This is a genomic window from Salinicola aestuarinus, assembly GCF_003206645.1.
Classification (GTDB): domain Bacteria; phylum Pseudomonadota; class Gammaproteobacteria; order Pseudomonadales; family Halomonadaceae; genus Salinicola; species Salinicola aestuarinus.
In genome coordinates this window covers 284,361-302,152 of sequence record NZ_PZJP01000001.1, presented here as the reverse complement: position 1 = coordinate 302,152, position 17,792 = coordinate 284,361, and the positions used below count along the sequence as shown (strand labels likewise).

The window sequence follows — 17,792 nt, the reverse complement described above, 5'->3', positions numbered from 1 at the left end:
GGGAAGGGATTTTCGGGCGTCGGGTCGGCCAGGGCGACGCCATGGCACTGCAGGCCGCTTGCCGTTATCGGCAGCGGCGCAACGTGGCGGCATGGCGAACGAAGTGAGGGGCGCCGGATCAGCGAAACAGCGTGGGCCGCAAGGGAGAAGCGGCGGGGCGAGACACGCGACTGACGGGGCACCGGGCAGGTCGTCGACTGCAGTATGGATCGCCCCGCGACGCTTGGCGAGGTGGCTTGTGCGAGATCCGTCGCTTGCCGGCGTGGGCAAAGCCCCTGGCGGCTGTCGTCACTCGTCGATCAGCCCGCCCGCTTCATGAAACGGATACGGTCCGGGGTAGTCGCCGATGACGGCGTGATGGGTGATGAGCTCGCCGTCCCGCCAGAGATGCAGCTGGTAGCCGGGGGGCTCCATGACGAAGGCGGAGGGGCCGCCTTCGCGCAGGTCGAGAGCGACCTGGTGGGCGTTGCTGGGACAGCAGCTGGCGATGGTGCCGCCGAAGCGGCGAAAGATCGTGCGGTGAACGTGGCCGCAGAGGATGCGTTCGACGTTGGGGTAGCCGCGTATCAGCGTCTCCAGCGCCTGGGCGCCGGTGAGCCCCTGGGCGTCCATGTGCGCGATACCGGTGGCGAATGGCGGGTGGTGCATGAAGATCAGTGTCGGTCGTTCGGGCTGCTCGGCAAGCCGGGCGGCGAGCCAATCGAGGCGCGCCTGGCAGAGTTCGCCGCGCCCCTCGCCGGGTACCAGCGTGTCGAGTCCGATCAGGCGAAGCGGAAAGCGCTCGATGACGTAGTGCAGAAAGCCCGTCTCGCCGAGATAGGTGTGATCGCTGAACGCCTCGCGCATGGCGGCGCGGTCGTCATGGTTGCCGGGGATCAGGTACCAGGGGATCTCCAGCGGGGCCAGCCGCTCGGCCAGGGCGGCGTACTCCGCCGGGCGGCCGAAGTCGGTGACATCGCCGGTGATCAGAACCACGTCGGGGCGCGGTTCGAGGGCGTTGAGCGCGGCCACCGCCGGCGTCAGATAACGGTCGGTCTCGACCACGCGGTATGCCTTCTGTCCCGGCTGGCGGAGGTGCGGGTCGGTGAGTTGGGCGATCAGCATGAGGCGACCTCCTCGAGCGCGGCGGGCGCGGCATCGGCCATTCGCACGCCAACGCGGGCGTCGGGCTGCCAGGGCGCGTTTGAGGCGACCAGCGCGGTAAAGCGCTGGCCATCCTCCAGCGCGAGCTCCAGGCGGACCTGACTGCCGAGGAAGAAGCGCGCCTGCACGGTGGCCGGTAGACCCTCGCCGGGCGCGACGATGGCGATCTCGTGCGGCCGGAAGGCCAGCGTGTCGACGCCCAGGTGGCGCCGAACCACGGCCCCCTCGAGCCGACAGAGGGTGCCCAGGAAGTCGGCGACGAACGGCGATGCCGGCGCGCGGTAGAGCGTCTCCGGCTCCCCGAGCTGTTCGAGCCGGCCGGCGGACATCACCGCGACGCGGTCGCCCAGCATCATCGCCTCCTCCTGGTCGTGGGTGACGATCACGCAGGTGATGCCGAGACGCCGCAGCAGTTTGGCAAGATCGACCCGTAGCTGCTGGCGCAGGCGGGCATCCAGCGCCGTGAGCGGCTCGTCGAGCAGCAGCACCCGCGGCTGGATGGCGATGGCACGGGCCAGCGCCACCCGCTGACGCTGGCCACCGGAGAGCTGATCGATACGTCGGTCCGCCAGCGCCTCGAGCTCCACCAGCGCGAGCATCTCGCGCACCCGGTCGCGCCGGGCGGCAGCCGCCACGCCACGGATCTTCAGGCCGTAGCCGACGTTCTCGGCAACGCTCATGTTGGGAAAGAGGGCGTAGCCCTGAAAGACCACACCGACCCCGCGGGATTCCGGGGCGACGTCGGTGACCGCCTGCTCGCCGAAGTGGATCGTGGCGCCGGCGTCGGCGCGCTCCAGCCCGCAGATCAGGCGCAGCAGAGTGGTCTTGCCGCAGCCGGAGGGGCCGAGCAGGGCCAGTGTCTCACCGGGGCGCACCTCGAGGTCGAGTGGCGCCAGTGCGCGGGTGCCATCCGGCCAGGTCTTGGCGCAGTGGGTCAGGGTGATCGAGAGCGGATCGGTAGCGAGAGGTGCAGTCATGAGGAAGCTCCGAGGGCGAGCGAGCCCGTGCGATGGGTGCGCGTGGCGAGCCACTGCAGGCCCACCATCAGCGGCAGCAGCATCAGCAGAAAGACGAGGGTGTAGGCGGAGGCGACTTCGAGTCGCATCGAGGCGTAGCTGTTGGCGAGCCCCACCGGCAGGGTCTTGGTCAGCGGCGTGTGCAGCAGCCAGGTGAGGTTGAATTCGCCGATGGAGAGCGTGACCACGGTGAGCGCCCCGGTGACGATACCGCTCTTCGCGGCGGGCACGATGATGTCGAAAAAGCGCTGGCGGCGGCTGGCGCCGAGGGTGGCGGCGGCCTCGTCGAGGACCACCAGTTCGGCACCCTGCATGCTGGCGCGCACCGCACGGATCATGAAGGGCAAGGTGAAGAGCACGTGACCGACGACAATGAACGCCACGCTGCTGCGCAGCCAGCCCGTGCTGCCCCAGGAGACGATCAGCGCCAGCGCGGTGGCGAGTCCCGGCACGGCGACCGGCAGTGTCAGCAGCTCCTCCAGCAGCCGCGACAGCCGGCCCGGAAAGAGCGTGAGTACCCACGCCGCCGGGACGCCGATGACGGTGGTAACGGCCAGCGTCGCCAGTGCCACGCCATAGGAACGCCAGATAGTGTCGGCGTAGAGATCCCACACCTGAACCACCCACTGAAAGGTCAGCCCGCTCTTGAGGCCGACGAAGTAGTTCTGGGTCAGCCCGGCGGTGACCGATAGCAGTACCGGGCCGATGAGGAAGGCGGTGACCGCCAGGGTGATGCCGAGCCCCAGGCGGGTATCGAAGCGAGAGTGTGTCATGAGTCTGTCTCGGCGTTTGGCTCAGCGCGACGCGGCGAGCGAGTTGGCGGCGTAGAGCACCGCCCAGGTCGAAAGGCCCAGCACCACGGAGAGGGCGGCGGCGACCGGGAGGTTGGCGTAGTTGGTGAATTCGTCGTAGATCGTGATCGGCAGCACGTCGATCCGCGTGCCCAGGGTGAAGACGGTGCCGAAGGCGCCCATGGCGGTGGCGAAGCACATCGCGCCGGCGGCGGTGAGAGCGCCGGTGAGGGCCGGCAGCTCGATATCGACGAAACGCCGCCAGGTGCTGGCGCCGAGCGTCTGCGCCGCCTCCAGCCACTGCTTGTCGATGCCTTCCACCGCTGCCGTGAGCAGGCCGATGGTGCGCGGCAGCAGAAAGTAGACGTAGCCGATGAACAGCCCCGGCATGGCGTAGGCGAGAACCGTCGGCTCACCGGTGAGCAGCTGCGAGAGCGTATTGAGCACGCCCTGACGGCCGGTGGTGAGAATCACCAGAAAACCCACCACCACGCCGGGAAAGGCGAGCGGAAAGATCAGCAGCGACATCAGCACGCGTCGCCCCGGAAAGCTCGGGTGGCGGGCGAGAAAGCGCCCCACCGGTAGGGCGATGATCAGTGTCGCCAGGGTGGCCGCCAGCGACAGACCCACGGTATTGAACAGACTCTTCCAGTAGCGGGGCTCGCTTACCACCAGCCAGTAGGCGTTGGCGGTCTCGCCGGTCGGCGCCGTGGCGCCAAGCCCGGCGAGTTTGACCATCGGCAGCAGCCAGAAGGCGAGAAACAGCGCGACCGCCGGCGCGGCGATGATCAGCCAGGCACGTCGACCGGAGAGCGCTGTGTGCCGGCCGCCCCGGGCTAGCATCGGGGTGGCGTGTGAGAGTGACATTCGCCGAACTCCAGATCGTGTCTCTAAAGGCGTGAATGCCGGGCGACGCAGCGCCCGGCGCGAGGCGCGTTGGTGGTCAGTTCACTTCACGGGCGTAGCGGTTGGCGAAGTCGCGCTGCGCCGCCGCCATGCGGGCATAGTCGACCGGCTCGGCGCGGGCGTAGTCGCTGGCCGGCAGGAACTTCGCCTGGGCTTCTTCGGAGGCGGCATCGGGGCGCACCGGACGCAGGTAGGCGTCGGCCCAGATCGACTGACCCTTGTCGGAGAGCACGTAGTCGAGCACGCGCTTGCCGGCTTCCGGGTTGGGGTCGTTGGCGACCAGGCTCATCACGTAGGGCACGGTCACGCTGCCCTCCTCGGGAATCACGAACTCCACATTGGCGCCGTCGTCATAGCGGGCGCGGTAGGCGTTGAAGTCGTAGTCGAGCAGGATCGGAATCTCGCCGGAGAGCACTCGGGCATAGGCGGTCTGCTTGGGGACGATGGGGTCGTTATCGGCGAGCTGTTCGAAGAAGTCGATCGCCGGCGTGAAGTCGTCGAGCGAACCGCCGAGCGCCCCGTTGACGGCGACCGCACCGACGTAGCCGACGAAGGCAGACGAGGGGTCGAGGTAGCCGATCAGACCGCGATACTCGGGCTTTTGCAGATCCGCCCACGACTGCGGCACCGGCGTGTCACCCAGGGCGTCGACGTTGACCATGAAGCCGAGCGTGCCGGAGTGGATGGCGAACCACTTGCCGTCGGGGTCTTTCAGGCCGTCGGGAATGTCATCGAAGTGCGCCGGCTTGTAGGGCTGCACCAGGCCCTGCTCGGCGGCCTGGATGCCGAAGGTCACGCCGTAGTAGACGACATCGGCGACCGGGTTGTTCTGCTCGGCGGTGATCGAGGCCAGCGACTGACCGGAGTTCTTGTTGTCCTGCGGTACGCGAATGCCGGTATCGGCCTCGATCGCCTCGAGCTGGGTACCCCAGTCCGCCCACTCCGGCGGGCAGTTGTAGCAGATGGCGGTGTCGGCGGCCTGAGCGGTGGTGCTGGTCAATGCCGTGAGGCCGGCGCCGGCCGTGGCGGCGAGGCCCAGCGTGGCGGTGACACCGAGGGCCTGGGTGGCGTGGCGTAACGTGCGTTTCAGCATGGGGTGAATCTCCTGATGAGCGCTGGCTCGGGGGCCGGCAGCGGGGCGGTGGTCGGGTGGGTGGTGGTTGTGTCGGGCGTCAAGGCGGGCTCGGTCAGCGAGTCGTGCGGCGCGGTGACGGAGCCGCCGAGCCATAGCCGGTGGGGCAACTGGCGTGACGTGCCGGGCTGGCCGGCCAGCGCGTCGAGCAGCAGGCGGCAGGCGGCGTGACCGATCTCCCCGCTTGGCTGATAGACGCTGGCGAGCGACGGCACCATCAGCGCGCCGAAGGCCACGCCATCGAAGCCGCAGACGGCGAGGTCCCGCGGTACGCGAATCCCCACGGTGGCGAGTTCGGCGATGACGGCGGCGGCGAGCAGATCGTTGGAGCAGAACAGCACGCTCGGCGGGTGCGGCATCGACAGCAGACTCTGCAGCCGCGTGCGCTCGGCCGCAGTGTGCGTTGCCAGCGACAGGTGCACCGGCGTGGGGATTCTTAGATCGGCGGCGCGCGTGAGTACGCCCTCGAGCCGGCGCGCCGCGCGGTCGGAGTCGGCGAGGGGGCCGCTGACGAAGGCGACGCGGCGGTGACCGAGCCCGACCAGCTGCTCGAGCATGTCCCCGGCGGCGGCGTGGTTGTCGACGCTGACGAAGGGGTGAGTCGTGGACTCGTTGTAGGCCAGCACGAAGGGCACGCCGTCCGCCTCGAGTTCATTCAAAGTGGCGTTCGCCGCCGGGTCGGCGACGGTGAGCATCAGTCCCTCGACCTGATGCTCCAGCAGGTGGCGGGCCGCCGCCTGCTCGCGCTGGCGGTCGTAGCCGGTGGTCGCCAGCATCACGCTGTAGCCGGCCCCGCGCGCTGCCGCTTCCGCCCCCTCGAAGCACGCCGCGAACACCGGGTTGGCCAGCGTCGGCAGCAGCAAGCCCAACGTCTTGGTGCTGCCGGAGCGCAGGCTGGCGCCGACCCGGTTGGGCCGAAAGCCGAGCCGGTTGGCGGTCTCCAGAATGCGCGTGCGGGTCGCCTCGCTGAGCAGTTCCGGGCGGTTGAACGCCCGCGAGACCGTGGCCGGCGAGACACCGGCCTGCTCGGCGATCTGAATCAGAGAGGGACGTGACGAGAGGGTCAAGGCAGCGCCTGCGGTGATGAAAACGTTTGCAGGGCATCCTGCCGCCGCCGCATGACGATCCCGTGACGGTGTCGTGTCATGTAGATGAATTCGTCATCGCCGCGCGCGTCGAGGCCGGCGCTTGCGTCTAGCGCGAAGCGACTACGCTGGAGGGAGAGAACATAGGACTTTGGGTGTAGACGCCCCTTGAGGTCACGGCCGCACCAACCGACGGAACGGAACAGAACAGGGACGACGAATGGCCAGTCTGAGAACGAAGGAAAACCCCGAGCGGATCGACGGCTTTGCGCCGCTCAAGGACTATGCGGCAATCGGCGAGGGGCGCTCGGTGGCGATGGTGGCGCTGGATGGTTCGATCGACTGGTGGTGCGTCCCGTCGATGGACTCCCCGCCGCTGTTCGACCGCCTGCTGGAGCCCGATGTGGGCGGTTACTTCGCGCTCACCCCGCGTGGCGACTACCGGGTGGAACGGCGCTATCGGGAGAACAGCAATGTGCTGCAGACCGACTTCATCACCGAGACCGGGCGGGCACGGGTGACCGAGTCGATCAACAGCACCACCGCCGGGCGCCAACCCTGGTGCGAACTGGCTCGGCGGATCGAAGGGATCGAGGGCGAGGTGACGTTCGATATCGGCTTTCGGGCCGGTACCCAGAACGAGAACGTCAGTCCGTGGCTGCAGGAGACACCGCAGGGCAACGTTCACAACATTGGCAACGTCATGGCGATGTTCCGCGGCTCCGACGACGTCGTCATCGACGAGTACGGCGACCGCGGGGTGTTCGCGCACCTCGAGACGTACGCCGGCTCACGCTCGCTGATCGCGCTGCTGGCGGTCGAGGGCGTGCCGCTGGCGGTGCCGCCGATCGACAAGATCGACGAGCGTATCGATGTCAGCCACTTCGCCTGGCAGGACTGGGTCGACAAGCTCGACTTCGACGGCCGCTACGCCGAGTGGGTGACGCGCTCGGCGCTGTCGCTCAAGTTTCTGCTCTACTCCCCCAGCGGGGCGATCGCCGCCGCGGCTACCACCTCGCTGCCGGAGCGCATCGGCGGCGAGAAGAATTACGACTACCGCTACGCCTGGGTGCGTGACGCCTGCCTGATCATCAAGTCGTTGATTCAGGCGGGCGCCGTCGAGGAGTCGCAGGCGGCGTTTTCCTGGATCACCCACACCATTCGCCGTCACGGCCCGGACATGCGCGCCTGCTACCGGCTGCAGGGCGATCTGATCCCGGCGGAGAGCTACCCGCCGGTGACCGGCTACCGGCACTCGCAGCCGGTGCGGGTGGGCAATAACGCTCGCGATCAGGTGCAGCTGAGCATGTACGGCGACATGCTGGCGACGGCGACGCTGTTCATTGAGGCGGGCCACGTGATCGACATCGACACCGCCCGGCTGTTGGGCGATCTCGCCAATCAGTGCGCCGACCGCTGGCGTATCCGCGATGCCGGCATCTGGGAGCTACCGGAGCAGAACCACTACATCCACTCCAAGATGGCCTGCTGGCTGGCGCTGACCCATGCGGTGAAGCTGGCCGAGGCGGGGCACATCGAACCGACCTGGAAGCAACGCTGGGCCCGTGAGCGCGAACGGATCAGCGAATGGATCGAGACGCACGGCTGGTCGGCGGCCCGCGGTGCATATGTCTTTCACGAGGGCACCGAGGGGCTCGACGCGGCCATGTGTCTGACCCACCGCTACGGCGCTGAGGTCAACCCCGAGCGCATGCTGGCCACCTACCGTGCCATCCGTGAAGAGCTTGGCCGCGGCGCGCTGTTCTATCGCTACTCCGGGGCCAGCGAAGAGGAGGGCGCCTTCGTTGCCTGCTCCTACTGGATGGTGGAGGCGCTGGCCGCCCTGGGTGAATGCGACGAGGCGGAAGCGCTGATGAACGAGGCGCTGGAGGCGACGGATGGCAACCTCGGCCTGATGACCGAAATGGTCGATCCCGGCAGCGGTGACTACCTCGGCAACGTCCCGCAGGGGCTGAGCCATCTGGCACAGATCTGTGCCGCCAATGCCCTCTCCGGCCGGCCGCTGGAGAGCGAGGACTACTGAGCCCGGCGACGGGGCTCGAGCCCCGGGGTAGCGAAAACTCACAAACTCAAGGCAAGCGATGACTCGGTGTAGACAGAAAACCAACCCGACGCGCGTGGACGGCAACGCGCCGCTGGAGGACTACGCGGCCATCGGCGAGGGCCGCTCGGTAGCGATGGTGGCGCTGGATGGCTCGATCGACTGGTGGTGCGTGCCGTCGATGGATTCACCGCCGCTGTTCGACCGCCTGCTCGACCCCGAAGCGGGCAGCCATTTCGCCCTGACCCCCAGTGATGCGTTTCGCGTCGCGCGGCGATACCGCGACGACAGCAACGTGCTGGAGACCGAGTTCGTTACCGCCAGCGGGCGGGCGCGCGTGACCGAATCGATCAACAGTTCGACGGCGGGGCGCCAACCCTGGTGCGAACTCGCCCGGCGCGTCGAGGGGCTGGAAGGAGAGGTCGAATTCGCCATCCGCTTTCGCCCCGGCACGCAGAATGGCCGTTTCAGCCCTTGGATACAGCGCACGGCGCAGGGCAGTGTCCACAATATCGACGGCGTGATGGCGATGTTTCGCAGCTCCGACGACGTGACGATCGAGCGCTGCGAGGACCGTGGCGTCGAGGCCCGGCTGACGACGCGAGCCGACTCCCGCTCGATGGTCGCGCTGCTGGCGTCGGAGAGCCAGCCGCTGACCGTGCCGGCGATCGACAAGCTCGACGAGCGCATCGAGGTGAGCGACTTTGCCTGGCGCGACTGGGTCGACAAGCTGACCTATACCGGTCGCTACCACGACACCGTGATGCGCTCGGCGCTGGCGCTAAAGTTCCTGTGGTATTCGCCCAGCGGCGCGATCGCCGCCGCCGCTACCACCTCGCTACCCGAGGGGATTGGCGGCACCGATAACTACGACTACCGCTTTGCCTGGGTGCGCGACGCCTGTCTGACCATCAAGTCGTTCCTTCAGGTCGGCGCGCTGGAAGAGTCGCAGGCCGCGTTTTCCTGGCTGGCAGGCGTCATCCGCCGTCACGGCCCCGATCCCCACGTCTGCTATCGGCTCGATGGCGAGATGATTGCTCCCGAGACCCACCCCGATCTCCCCGGCTATCGGGATTCGCGCCCGGTGCGTATCGGTAACGACGTCCGTTATCAGCGCCAGCTCGGGATGTACGGTGACATGCTCTCGACCGCGTCGCAGTTCATCGAGGCCGGCCACGTGATCGACAGGGAAACCGCGCGGCTGCTCTGCGATCTCGCCAATCAGTGCGCGGATCGCTGGCGGCTGCGCGACGCCGGCATCTGGGAACGCGCCGCCCAGCGCCACTACGTGCAGTCGAAGATGGCGTGCTGGCAGGCGCTGACCCACGCGGTCCAGCTCGCCGAGGCCGGCTATCTCGAGGCGACCTGGAAGGCGCGCTGGCAGCGAGAGCGCGCGCGCATCAGCGAGTGGATCGAGACCCACGGCTGGTCCGAGGCCCGTGGCGCCTACCTGATGCACACCGAGGCCGAGGATCTGGACGCCTCGATAGCGCTGATGCATCGCTACGGCAACGAGGTCGATCGTGAGCGCATGCGCTCGACCTATCGCGTCATCCGCGAAGAGCTGGGGCGCGGCCCGCAGCTCTATCGGTTCTCCGGCGCCGCCGAGACGGAGGGGACGTTCATCGCCTGCAGCTACTGGCTGGTGGAGGCGCTCGTCGCGCTCGGCGAAGGCGAGGCGGCCGAACAACTGATGGATCAGATGCTGGAGCTGACCGACATCAACCTGGGCCTGATGACCGAGATGCTCGACCCGGCCACGGGTGCCTTCCTCGGCAACGCGCCGCAGGGCCTGAGCCATCTGGCGCAGATCGGCGCCGCCAAGGCGCTTTCCAGCCGGCCGTGGGAGAGCGGTAACGACTGAGACGCGACCGCGCGTGTCGACGAGCCGGACGTCAGGCGATCAACCCATCGGCCGCGACTCGAGGCGCTCCGGCAAGGTGGTCTCCTGCAGTACGCTCAATCTTGCGCCCAGCCCTTCGGGCGCGCGGGCGTTGCAGCGCCCACTGGTGATCACCCGCAACTCGTCGAGCCAGGCGACGCGAAAGCCGTGGTGCTGGAGACTGGCGACGAGCTGGACATCCTCGTGGGCGGGCAGTGGCGGAAAGCCGCCGACGGCGCGGTAGGCGTCGGCATCGACACCTAGATTGGCGCCGTGAACGTGGCGGCCGTCCGGACACTCTCGCCGCAGCGCCAGATACTGGTGACGCAGCCGCTGTGGCAGGGTGTGCCAGTCGGCGAGACGTACACCGCCGCAGACCACATCGGCGCGACTGGCACATTGGCGTACCAGCCAGTCCGGGCGAACGACGGTATCGGCGTCGGTGAAGGCGAGCCAGCGCGCCCCCTCGCCCAGCATGTGAAGTGCGCCGGCATGGCGGGCCATGCCGACATTGCTGAATCCCACGCTCACGCCCATGAGCCTCGTCGGCGTCTCCCCGGTCGTGAGGCGCTCGTTCGCCAACCGCTCGACGATGGCCGCCGACCCGTCGCTGCAGGCATCCAGCACCACCACCACGCTCACCCCTTCACCGGCAAGGCCGGGGTGGCCGGCGGCGGCGAGTATCGACGCCAGGCAGGCACCGAGCAGCCCCTCCTCGTTATGGGCCGGCACCACCACGCCGATCACCCGCGCGTCGCCAGCGTGGGCGCGCACGGTGCCGCCGACCACAGGTCCAGCCGAAAGTCCGCTTCGATCAGGCTGCTCACGTGGGGCCGTGTCAGTGTCGCCCGCAGGGTGTCGTGAACGTTGTCGCCGTGACCGGGTGCATCGGGAATCGGATGACGCCAGTGACAGGCGACCAACTCGCCATCGTCGCTCAGCGCCGCCTCGAGGCCGCGGACTGTCGCGGCGAGCGTGGCGGGGCTGAGGTAGTAGCCGAGTTCGCTAAACACGATCAGATCGACGCCGCTCGGCGGCAGGTCGCTGCCGAGTTCGCGAGCTTCCAGCGTGACGTGGCGATGCTCGGTGAGCCGTCGGCGGGCGTGTTCCAGGGCACTGTCGCTGACGTCCCAGCAGAGCAGGGAGTCGCAGCGTTCGGCCAGTGCCGCGCTGAAAACGCCGATGGAACAGCCCGGCTCGAAGACGCGTCGATAACGCGGCTGGCTCAGCATCGCGAGCGTCAGCGCACGCTTTCGTACCTCGTACCAGGCGTCGGCGTAGCGCCACGGGTCCGGGGAGCCGGCGTGCAGCGTCTCGAAGTGGGCGTGGAGAGCGTGTCTTGCGGCGGATTCGGCTCGCAGTGATGACGCATCGCTCATAGCAGGAACACCTCGTGGGGCTGCGTCAGTCGCTCCAGTGCCAGCGCTGACAGTATCGGCGGCGCACCGGTGGAACGGTCTGGCTGACACTGGCTGCCGTGTTCGACCATCGCGTGGCGCTTGGCGGCACGCGCCGACTCGTCGAGAGGAAGCCGGTGCGCGCGGTGCCAGGGCACGCGGGCGTCACCCGGCTCGGCCCAGTGCCACATCCAGATCGGCATTTCGACCACCGTGCGACTGCTGCCGTCGACCAGCGCGGCGCAGACCTCACCGGTCGCCTCGTGATCGGCGTGGCCGTCGCCGCGCCAGGTGGTGAGCAGGATGTCGTCATCGTGCAGCAGACGGTGCAGACGATAGGCCAGCGTCCTCGCCTCGCCGGCGACCTGGGTGTCCGTCAGCCTAAGCCTCATCGTCTCCAGGGACGCGAGCCCGAGACGAGCGAGGGCGCGTCGGCTCTCTTGCGGGCGTGTGGCGGCCAGCCGGGCGGCGGGCCACAGGGAGGAGCCAGGATGACTGCCGGTGCCATCGGTCACCGAGACCAGCAGCAGTTCCCGGCCGAGGGCGTGAAGCTGCATCAGCAGCCCCCCGCAGCCCAGGATCTCGTCGTCCGGGTGCGGGGCGATCACCACCACCCGCCGGCTCTCTTCGAAGATGGCCGCGAGATTCAGCGAGGGCAGGTCAGCCAGCTCCGGGTCATCGCGCCAGCGTTCGAGCGGCGTGCCGCTGCCACCGAAGTGGGGGCGTTCCTCGTTCATGGCTGTCGTTTCCCGTGGTGGCGTAACGTCCAGGCGGTGGTGTCCTGCTCGGCGCGATAGGCGCCGATCGCTTCCAGGTCCCGCTCGGCGTGACACTGGCGGACGAATACCGGTAGATCCGCGATCAATCGCGCGAACGCCGGGTCACGGCAGTAGGGGCCGGCACCGGCGCCGCGCCCGACGTGATGGAGTACTTCGGCGACGACGTGATCGATGGCGGCACGCACCGACAACGCGAGGTAGCGCGCCGCTTGTAGCGATTCGTCACGCGGCCGCGAGTCGGTGTCCGAACGCGCAGACTGATCGATCTCCGCCGCGGCATCCTTGAGACGCAATCGGCCATGGTGGAGTGCAACGTCGACCGCACCGAGATGCGCGAGGGCGTGGGGCTCGCCGTGCCGGCCGGCGCTAGCACGAAGCGTGTCGCCGAGCCGTACCGCCGCGCCCCACCAGCACGCCGCCACGCCGATGCCGCCGTACCAGAAGCCGGGCCGCTCGAGATAGCTTGCGGCGGTGCCGACAATCGTCGCTTCGACGTCCCGGAAGACGACATCGACGCTCTGGGTAACGGCCATGCCCACGGCGTGCCAGCCGCTCCGGGTAATCTGGATACCGGGGGTGTCGAGGGCGACGGCGGCAAGGTAGGGCGTGTCGTCGTGCCAGGCAGTGACGAGCGCGTGGGTGACGGTCGCCGCCCCCGAGCACCACGCCTTGGTGCCGCGCAGCCGAATGCGCTGATGACCCGCTAGCGGTTTCGAATCGAGAGTGAGCGACGTCGGGTCTCGGGCGGGCAGGACCTCGAGTCGCGCGAACGGCGGCTCCGAGGCCCACACGGCCCAGGTTGCCGCCGACGGGTGACGTGAGAGGTCGCTGATCTCGGCGAGAATCGCCAGGGCGTCGGTATGGCTCTCGAAGAGTTTGACCAGGGCGAGGTCGGATCCCGCCACGCTGGCCAGTGCGTGCCAGCGCGAAAGCGTGTCACCCCCGCCCGGCAGCGGCAGCCGATCGCACCCCCGATGACAGAGTTCGCCAAACCGCGCGGCGAGTGTCTCGGCCTCTGCTGCCGGGGTCTTCCACTCGGCACAGAGCCTGGCGACGGGGTCGTCGCTCTCCGGACAACGCATCCACGCTTCCTTGCGACGCCGCGCGCCGGCCCTGGCACCGTGGCGAACGCCACTGTAAGCGCGACAATACGCCGATTGGCGGCAATCGGTAATCCAGGCCCGTCGATAGTCGCGAGGAACGTCATGTCCTGGTAGCCGCTCGTGCGGCGATCCGAGACCAACGACGGCGGCAGACAGGGGGGCGTCACGCGGCGATCAAACGAGGGTGTGGTAGGCAACTCCATGATCGATCAATCAAAAATCCCTCGGATCGTGGAAATTCACGCGTGGAGTGCCATGCTGATCGCGGGATGATTTCCCTCCTAACGTTTTATCGTCATGGCTAAAGGAATGGACATGAGTCGTCAAAAAATCCGCTACGCCGTCATCGGTGGCGGTCAGATTTCGCAGCAGGCTTTCATGCCGGGCATCGGCCAGGCCGACAATGCCGAACTCGTCGCCCTGATAACGGGCGATGCCAAGAAGGCCGACGCGCTGGCTGACCAGTGCGGTATTCAGGCGCATACCTACGACGATTACGAGACGCTCCTGCGGTCCGGCGACATCGACGCCGTTTACGTGGCAACGCCGAACTTTCGGCACACCTCCTTCGTCATGGCGGCGCTCGACGCGGGCATCCACGTGCTGTGCGAGAAGCCGCTCGCCACCTCGGTGGAAGAGTGCGAGAAGATGATCGAGGCGCAGCGCAGCAGTAACGCCAAGTTGATGACGGCCTATCGCTTGCATTGCGAACCGGGCTCCGTCGATCTCTTCACGCGGGCGCGCCGCGGGGATTTCGGCACGCTGCGCGCCTTCAGCGCGAGCTTTTCCCAGAACGTCGACGAGCGAAATTCGCGCGGGCACAACGGCTACTGGGGTGGCCCGGTGCCGGACATGGGCGCCTACCCGCTCAACGAAGCGCGTCAGCTCTTCGCCGCCGAGCCCATTGCCGTCCAGGCCATCGGTACCCAGGATCCGACGCGTGGATTCGACTTTCACGACACCGTCGCCGTCACGCTGCTGTTCCCGGAAAACCGCACCGCGCAATTCACCGTGAGTTATGCAACGGCCGCGATCGAGACCTTTTCGCTCATTGGGACGCAGGCCACCGTGCACGCCTCGCCGTGTTTCGGTTTTGGCCCCGAGCTCGAACTGACCTACGTCGTCGACACGGGTGAGGCGCGTCAGACGTACCGTTTCGAGCCGGTCGATCAGTTCGGCGGCGAAGTTCAGTACTTCTCCGACTGCATCTTAAACGATCGCCAGCCCGAGCCCGATGGCGAGGAGGGGTTGATGGACGTGCGCGTACTGGCTGCCATCGAGCAGGCGCTCGATACCGGCCGAACCATCGAGCTCGAACCTAGAAGCCGCGACCGCTACGTCACGTCCGAGCAGACGCAGACACTCACGCCGGCTGCGATGCCTTCGGAAGATCAGCTGGTGGGTGTCATCACGCAATCGGCCTGATCCCGAATGACACCCACGCCGACGGCGGCGAGGGTGTCGGTCGCTGTCTGCTGTCTCTCGCGCCTCTCATTCGCTTCACTCTCCTTTCGATCCTTTCGATCCTTTCGATCCTCGTACCTCGCTCGTGAGACTCGAGACCTCTTGCAGAGGGCGTGCGGGCCACGCGCGAATGCCCGTCACGCCATGCAAGGTTCCCTATTTCCTGTTCTCTGTCGCCTCGAGACGCGTATGCTGGCGGATCGATAGCGTGCTCATTGAATACGCTGTCGTTCTTTCATTTCGCTTTCCCGAGGTGTTGTCATGTCATCCGCTGCCGCGTGTCCCGCCGATCTCTTGCCGCGTCCATCCCCCGCCACCATCGAGGCGCTGATCGCGGCACTCGAGCCGGTACTCGGCGAGCGCATCACCACAGCGACGGGCATCCGCGAGGCACACGGCCACGATGAGTCCTGGCACCACCCGGCTGCGCCGGATGCCGTCTGCTTTCCGCACACCACCGAGGAGGTGGCCGCTGTCGTGCGCGCCTGCGCGGCGCAGCGCGTACCGGTCATTCCCTACGGGGTGGGCACGTCCATCGAGGGGCAGGTGATTGCCGGTCAGGGCGGGCTCTGTGTCGATCTGGGGCAGATGAACGCCGTCGTCGAGGTGCGCGCCGAGGACATGGACGCCACCGTGCAGCCCGGCGTCACGCGGATGCAGCTCAACACCGATCTGCGCGCCACGGGTCTGTTCTTCTCCGTAGACCCGGGGGCGGATGCCAGCTTCGGCGGCATGGCCTCGACCCGCGCCAGCGGCACCAACACCGTGCGCTACGGCACCATCCGCGAGAACGTGCTGGCGATGACGGTGGTGATGCCGGACGGCCGCGTGGTGAAGACCGGCAGCCGGGCGCGCAAGTCCGCCGCCGGCTACGACCTGAACCATTTGATGATCGGGGCGGAGGGGACGCTGGGGATCATCACCGAGCTGACGGTGAAGCTCCACGGCCTGCCGGAGGCGATCTCCAGCGCCACGGTGGCGTTCGAGGAGGTCGCCGGCGCCATCGATACCGTCATCGCCTCGATCCAGTACGGCATCCCCATGGCCCGGATCGAGCTGATGGACGCGCTCGCGATGCGCGCGGTCAACCGCTTCTCGCACCTCGATTACGCCGAGAAGCCGACGCTCTTTCTCGAGTTTCACGGCACTCACGCCGGGGTGACGGAGCAAGCCGAGACGATGGCCGAGCTGTGCCAGGAGTTCGGTGGCAGCGACTTCGCCTGGGCGACGAAGGAGGAGGCGCGCCAGACGCTGTGGCAGGCGCGACATGAAGCGGCTTACGCGGCCAAGGCGCTGCGACCGGGGATGGAGTTTCTCGCCACCGATGTCTGCGTGCCGATCTCCGAACTCGCCGCCTGCATCGAGGCGACCCAGGCGGACGTCGCCGAGTGTGGCCTGATCGCGCCGCTGCTGGGCCATGTCGGCGACGGCAACTTCCATCTGGTCGTCGCCGTGGATCGCGACAGCGAACAGGAGATGGCGACGCTCGCCGCCTTCAATCAGCGCCTGATCGCGCGCGCCCTGGCCGCCGGCGGCACCTGCACCGGCGAGCACGGCATCGGTACCGGCAAGCGTGTCTACATGGAGGCCGAGCACGGCGAGGGCTGGGCGGTGATGCGTGCGATCAAGCAGGCCCTCGACCCGCTGGGCATCATGAATCCGGGCAAGCTGGTGTAGCGCGTCCGGCCTTTCAAAGAGCATGACTCCCAAGGAGCTTGATCGTAGATGAGTTATTGTTAGGAAGGCTATAAATAGCCCTCGGTTAAACCGGGGGCTTTTAGTACGCGTGGGATTAGCATTAGAAGCCCCGAGCCATATCCCCGGGGCCTGTGGTTAGGTCAAGAATAGACCTGGAGGTAGTAGGCGATGAGGCTACAGGTGATACCTGCGGCCCCGAACGCATATGACAGTTCCGCGCTAGTCATTGGCGTTTGCTCCCTTAGTCGGGGCGCCCTTCTCCCTACTCCGGCATTACGTAGGGGTGTAGATCGGAGGCATTCTAAAGCGATCTTCAGGCGCTTGGGTTAGTGATTCTTGTCGGTACCGGTGGGGTGTCCGCCCCGACCGACAAGCCGTTGAAAACACTCTATATGGTAGCGGTTGCTTTTTCCAAGCCTAGATGTGTCCTTTTATTGTGATACTCCTTTGGACAAAAATGCGTCTTCCTAGAGGCCGCATCGCTGCGCGGCTTTTTTCATGTCAAGCTCGAAATCGTCGCGTTTCAGATACAAAAAAGGTTGCCTCGTCTCCATGAAGGCGAAGCCCCGAAGCAAACAAGACCGGCTTTTAATGGCATCAATTAGATGGTTTGCACTCAACGATGAGTTGAGCGAAGATGAATTGGCATTCTGAAGCGATCTTCAGGTCGCAACGATTCGTGTCCGCGTTTCGTTGCCAATACGCCCGCCTCGCGCGGGCGTATTTCGTTTAACCACCCCATAAATGCTAACCCTCCTTTCAATCGATTGCTCGTCGAGGGCGATGTTCTCTTTTGACGTTCGGGGCGCGTGGCCCAGCGTCACCGCCCTGCCGGACCTGATGGCGGCGCCAAGGTTACGCATCAGCACCATCGCCGCTTCAAGCATCGCCGAGCACATTGAACCCGGCGAACTTGTGGCGCATTTTTATCCTATAGGTGTTCCACGAAACATCTACCGTCATCGCCTCGATCCAGTACGGCATCCCCATGGCCCGGATCGAGCTGATGGACGCGCTCGCGATGCGCGCGGTCAACCGCTTCTCGCACCTCGACTACGCCGAGAAGCCGACGCTCTTTCTCGAGTTTCACGGCACTCACGCCGGGGTGACGGAGCAGGCCGAGACGATGGCCGAGCTGCGTCAGGAGTTCGGTGGCAGCGCCTGATCGCGCGCGCCCTGGCCGCTGGCGGCACCTGCACCGGCGAGCACGGCATCGGTACCGGCAAGCGTGTCTACATGGAGGCCGAGCACGGTGAGGGCTGGGTGGTAATGCGTGCGATCAAGCAGGCTCTCGATCCGCTGGGCATCAGGAATCCGGGCAAACTGGTGTAGCG

The 17,792-nt window shown here is 67.0% G+C and carries 16 protein-coding genes; 6 read left to right on the top strand and 10 right to left on the bottom strand.

Annotated features, from left to right (window positions below; all coding sequences use genetic code 11):
* Positions 1–288: 288 nt before the first annotated feature.
* The 6 genes from DOM41_RS01320 to DOM41_RS01295 form a co-directional block, all read right to left on the bottom strand.
* The gene (locus DOM41_RS01320) at positions 289–1,104 is read right to left on the bottom strand and encodes a phosphodiesterase (RefSeq protein WP_110685037.1); all 816 of its coding nucleotides are present in this window, start codon (positions 1,102–1,104) and stop codon (positions 289–291) included.
* Positions 1,098–2,120 (bottom strand): ABC transporter ATP-binding protein, encoded by a 1,023-nt coding sequence (locus DOM41_RS01315; RefSeq protein ID WP_110685036.1) that lies wholly within the window; start codon positions 2,118–2,120, stop codon positions 1,098–1,100. Before DOM41_RS01315 ends, DOM41_RS01320 begins: the two co-directional genes overlap by 7 nt.
* Complete coding sequence (locus tag DOM41_RS01310; RefSeq protein ID WP_110685035.1) at positions 2,117–2,932, bottom strand: ABC transporter permease; 816 nt, start codon at positions 2,930–2,932, stop codon at positions 2,117–2,119. Before DOM41_RS01310 ends, DOM41_RS01315 begins: the two co-directional genes overlap by 4 nt.
* Before the next feature lie 21 nt (positions 2,933–2,953).
* Positions 2,954–3,817, bottom strand: a complete 864-nt coding sequence (locus DOM41_RS01305) for an ABC transporter permease (RefSeq protein ID WP_245391692.1) — start codon at positions 3,815–3,817, stop codon at positions 2,954–2,956.
* A gap of 76 nt (positions 3,818–3,893) precedes the next feature.
* Positions 3,894–4,949, bottom strand: a complete 1,056-nt coding sequence (locus tag DOM41_RS01300; protein ID WP_110685034.1) for an ABC transporter substrate-binding protein — start codon at positions 4,947–4,949, stop codon at positions 3,894–3,896.
* Entirely contained in the window at positions 4,943–6,055 is a 1,113-nt protein-coding gene (locus tag DOM41_RS01295) for a LacI family DNA-binding transcriptional regulator (protein ID WP_110685033.1), read from the bottom strand. The genes DOM41_RS01300 and DOM41_RS01295 overlap by 7 nt, the downstream gene beginning before the upstream one ends.
* A gap of 238 nt (positions 6,056–6,293) precedes the next feature.
* Here DOM41_RS01295 and DOM41_RS01290 point away from each other — a divergent pair, with 238 nt between their 5' ends.
* Together DOM41_RS01290 and DOM41_RS01285 are read left to right on the top strand one after the other, a co-directional pair.
* Positions 6,294–8,117 carry a glycoside hydrolase family 15 protein gene (locus DOM41_RS01290; protein ID WP_110685032.1) on the top strand — a complete coding sequence of 608 codons (1,824 nt, stop codon included), beginning with the start codon at positions 6,294–6,296 and terminating at the stop codon, positions 8,115–8,117.
* A gap of 58 nt (positions 8,118–8,175) precedes the next feature.
* Complete coding sequence (locus DOM41_RS01285) at positions 8,176–9,999, top strand: glycoside hydrolase family 15 protein (protein WP_110685031.1); 1,824 nt, start codon at positions 8,176–8,178, stop codon at positions 9,997–9,999.
* Between the two features lie 39 nt (positions 10,000–10,038).
* Here the strand turns inward: DOM41_RS01285 and DOM41_RS01280 are convergent, their stop codons facing one another.
* From DOM41_RS01280 to DOM41_RS01265, 4 genes are read right to left on the bottom strand one after another with little or no spacing between them, the layout of a single operon-like run.
* Positions 10,039–10,791, bottom strand: coding sequence for a glycosyltransferase family 2 protein (locus DOM41_RS01280; RefSeq protein ID WP_223160898.1), 753 nt, complete (start codon positions 10,789–10,791; stop codon positions 10,039–10,041).
* The gene (locus DOM41_RS01275) at positions 10,761–11,396 is read right to left on the bottom strand and encodes an SAM-dependent methyltransferase (protein ID WP_110685030.1); all 636 of its coding nucleotides are present in this window, start codon (positions 11,394–11,396) and stop codon (positions 10,761–10,763) included. The genes DOM41_RS01280 and DOM41_RS01275 overlap by 31 nt, the downstream gene beginning before the upstream one ends.
* On the bottom strand, positions 11,393–12,151 hold the full coding sequence (locus DOM41_RS01270) for a PIG-L deacetylase family protein (protein WP_110685029.1): 759 nt from the start codon (positions 12,149–12,151) through the stop codon (positions 11,393–11,395). The genes DOM41_RS01275 and DOM41_RS01270 overlap by 4 nt, the downstream gene beginning before the upstream one ends.
* Positions 12,148–13,275 (bottom strand): acyl-CoA/acyl-ACP dehydrogenase, encoded by a 1,128-nt coding sequence (locus DOM41_RS01265; protein ID WP_110685028.1) that lies wholly within the window; start codon positions 13,273–13,275, stop codon positions 12,148–12,150. Before DOM41_RS01265 ends, DOM41_RS01270 begins: the two co-directional genes overlap by 4 nt.
* A 336-nt stretch (positions 13,276–13,611) precedes the next feature.
* On the opposite strand from DOM41_RS01265, the gene DOM41_RS01260 reads away from it, so the two are divergent.
* From DOM41_RS01260 to DOM41_RS17915, 4 genes are all read left to right on the top strand, one after another.
* A complete protein-coding gene (locus tag DOM41_RS01260) occupies positions 13,612–14,721 on the top strand; it encodes a Gfo/Idh/MocA family protein (RefSeq protein WP_110685027.1) in 1,110 nt (369 codons plus the stop codon).
* Positions 14,722–15,021: 300 nt separating this feature from the next.
* Complete coding sequence (locus DOM41_RS01255; RefSeq protein ID WP_110685026.1) at positions 15,022–16,437, top strand: FAD-binding oxidoreductase; 1,416 nt, start codon at positions 15,022–15,024, stop codon at positions 16,435–16,437.
* A gap of 958 nt (positions 16,438–17,395) precedes the next feature.
* Entirely contained in the window at positions 17,396–17,623 is a 228-nt protein-coding gene (locus DOM41_RS17705) for an FAD-linked oxidase C-terminal domain-containing protein (protein WP_245391691.1), read from the top strand.
* Positions 17,620–17,790 (top strand): FAD-linked oxidase C-terminal domain-containing protein, encoded by a 171-nt coding sequence (locus DOM41_RS17915; RefSeq protein ID WP_425353263.1) that lies wholly within the window; start codon positions 17,620–17,622, stop codon positions 17,788–17,790. The genes DOM41_RS17705 and DOM41_RS17915 overlap by 4 nt, the downstream gene beginning before the upstream one ends.
* Positions 17,791–17,792 lie beyond the last annotated feature (2 nt).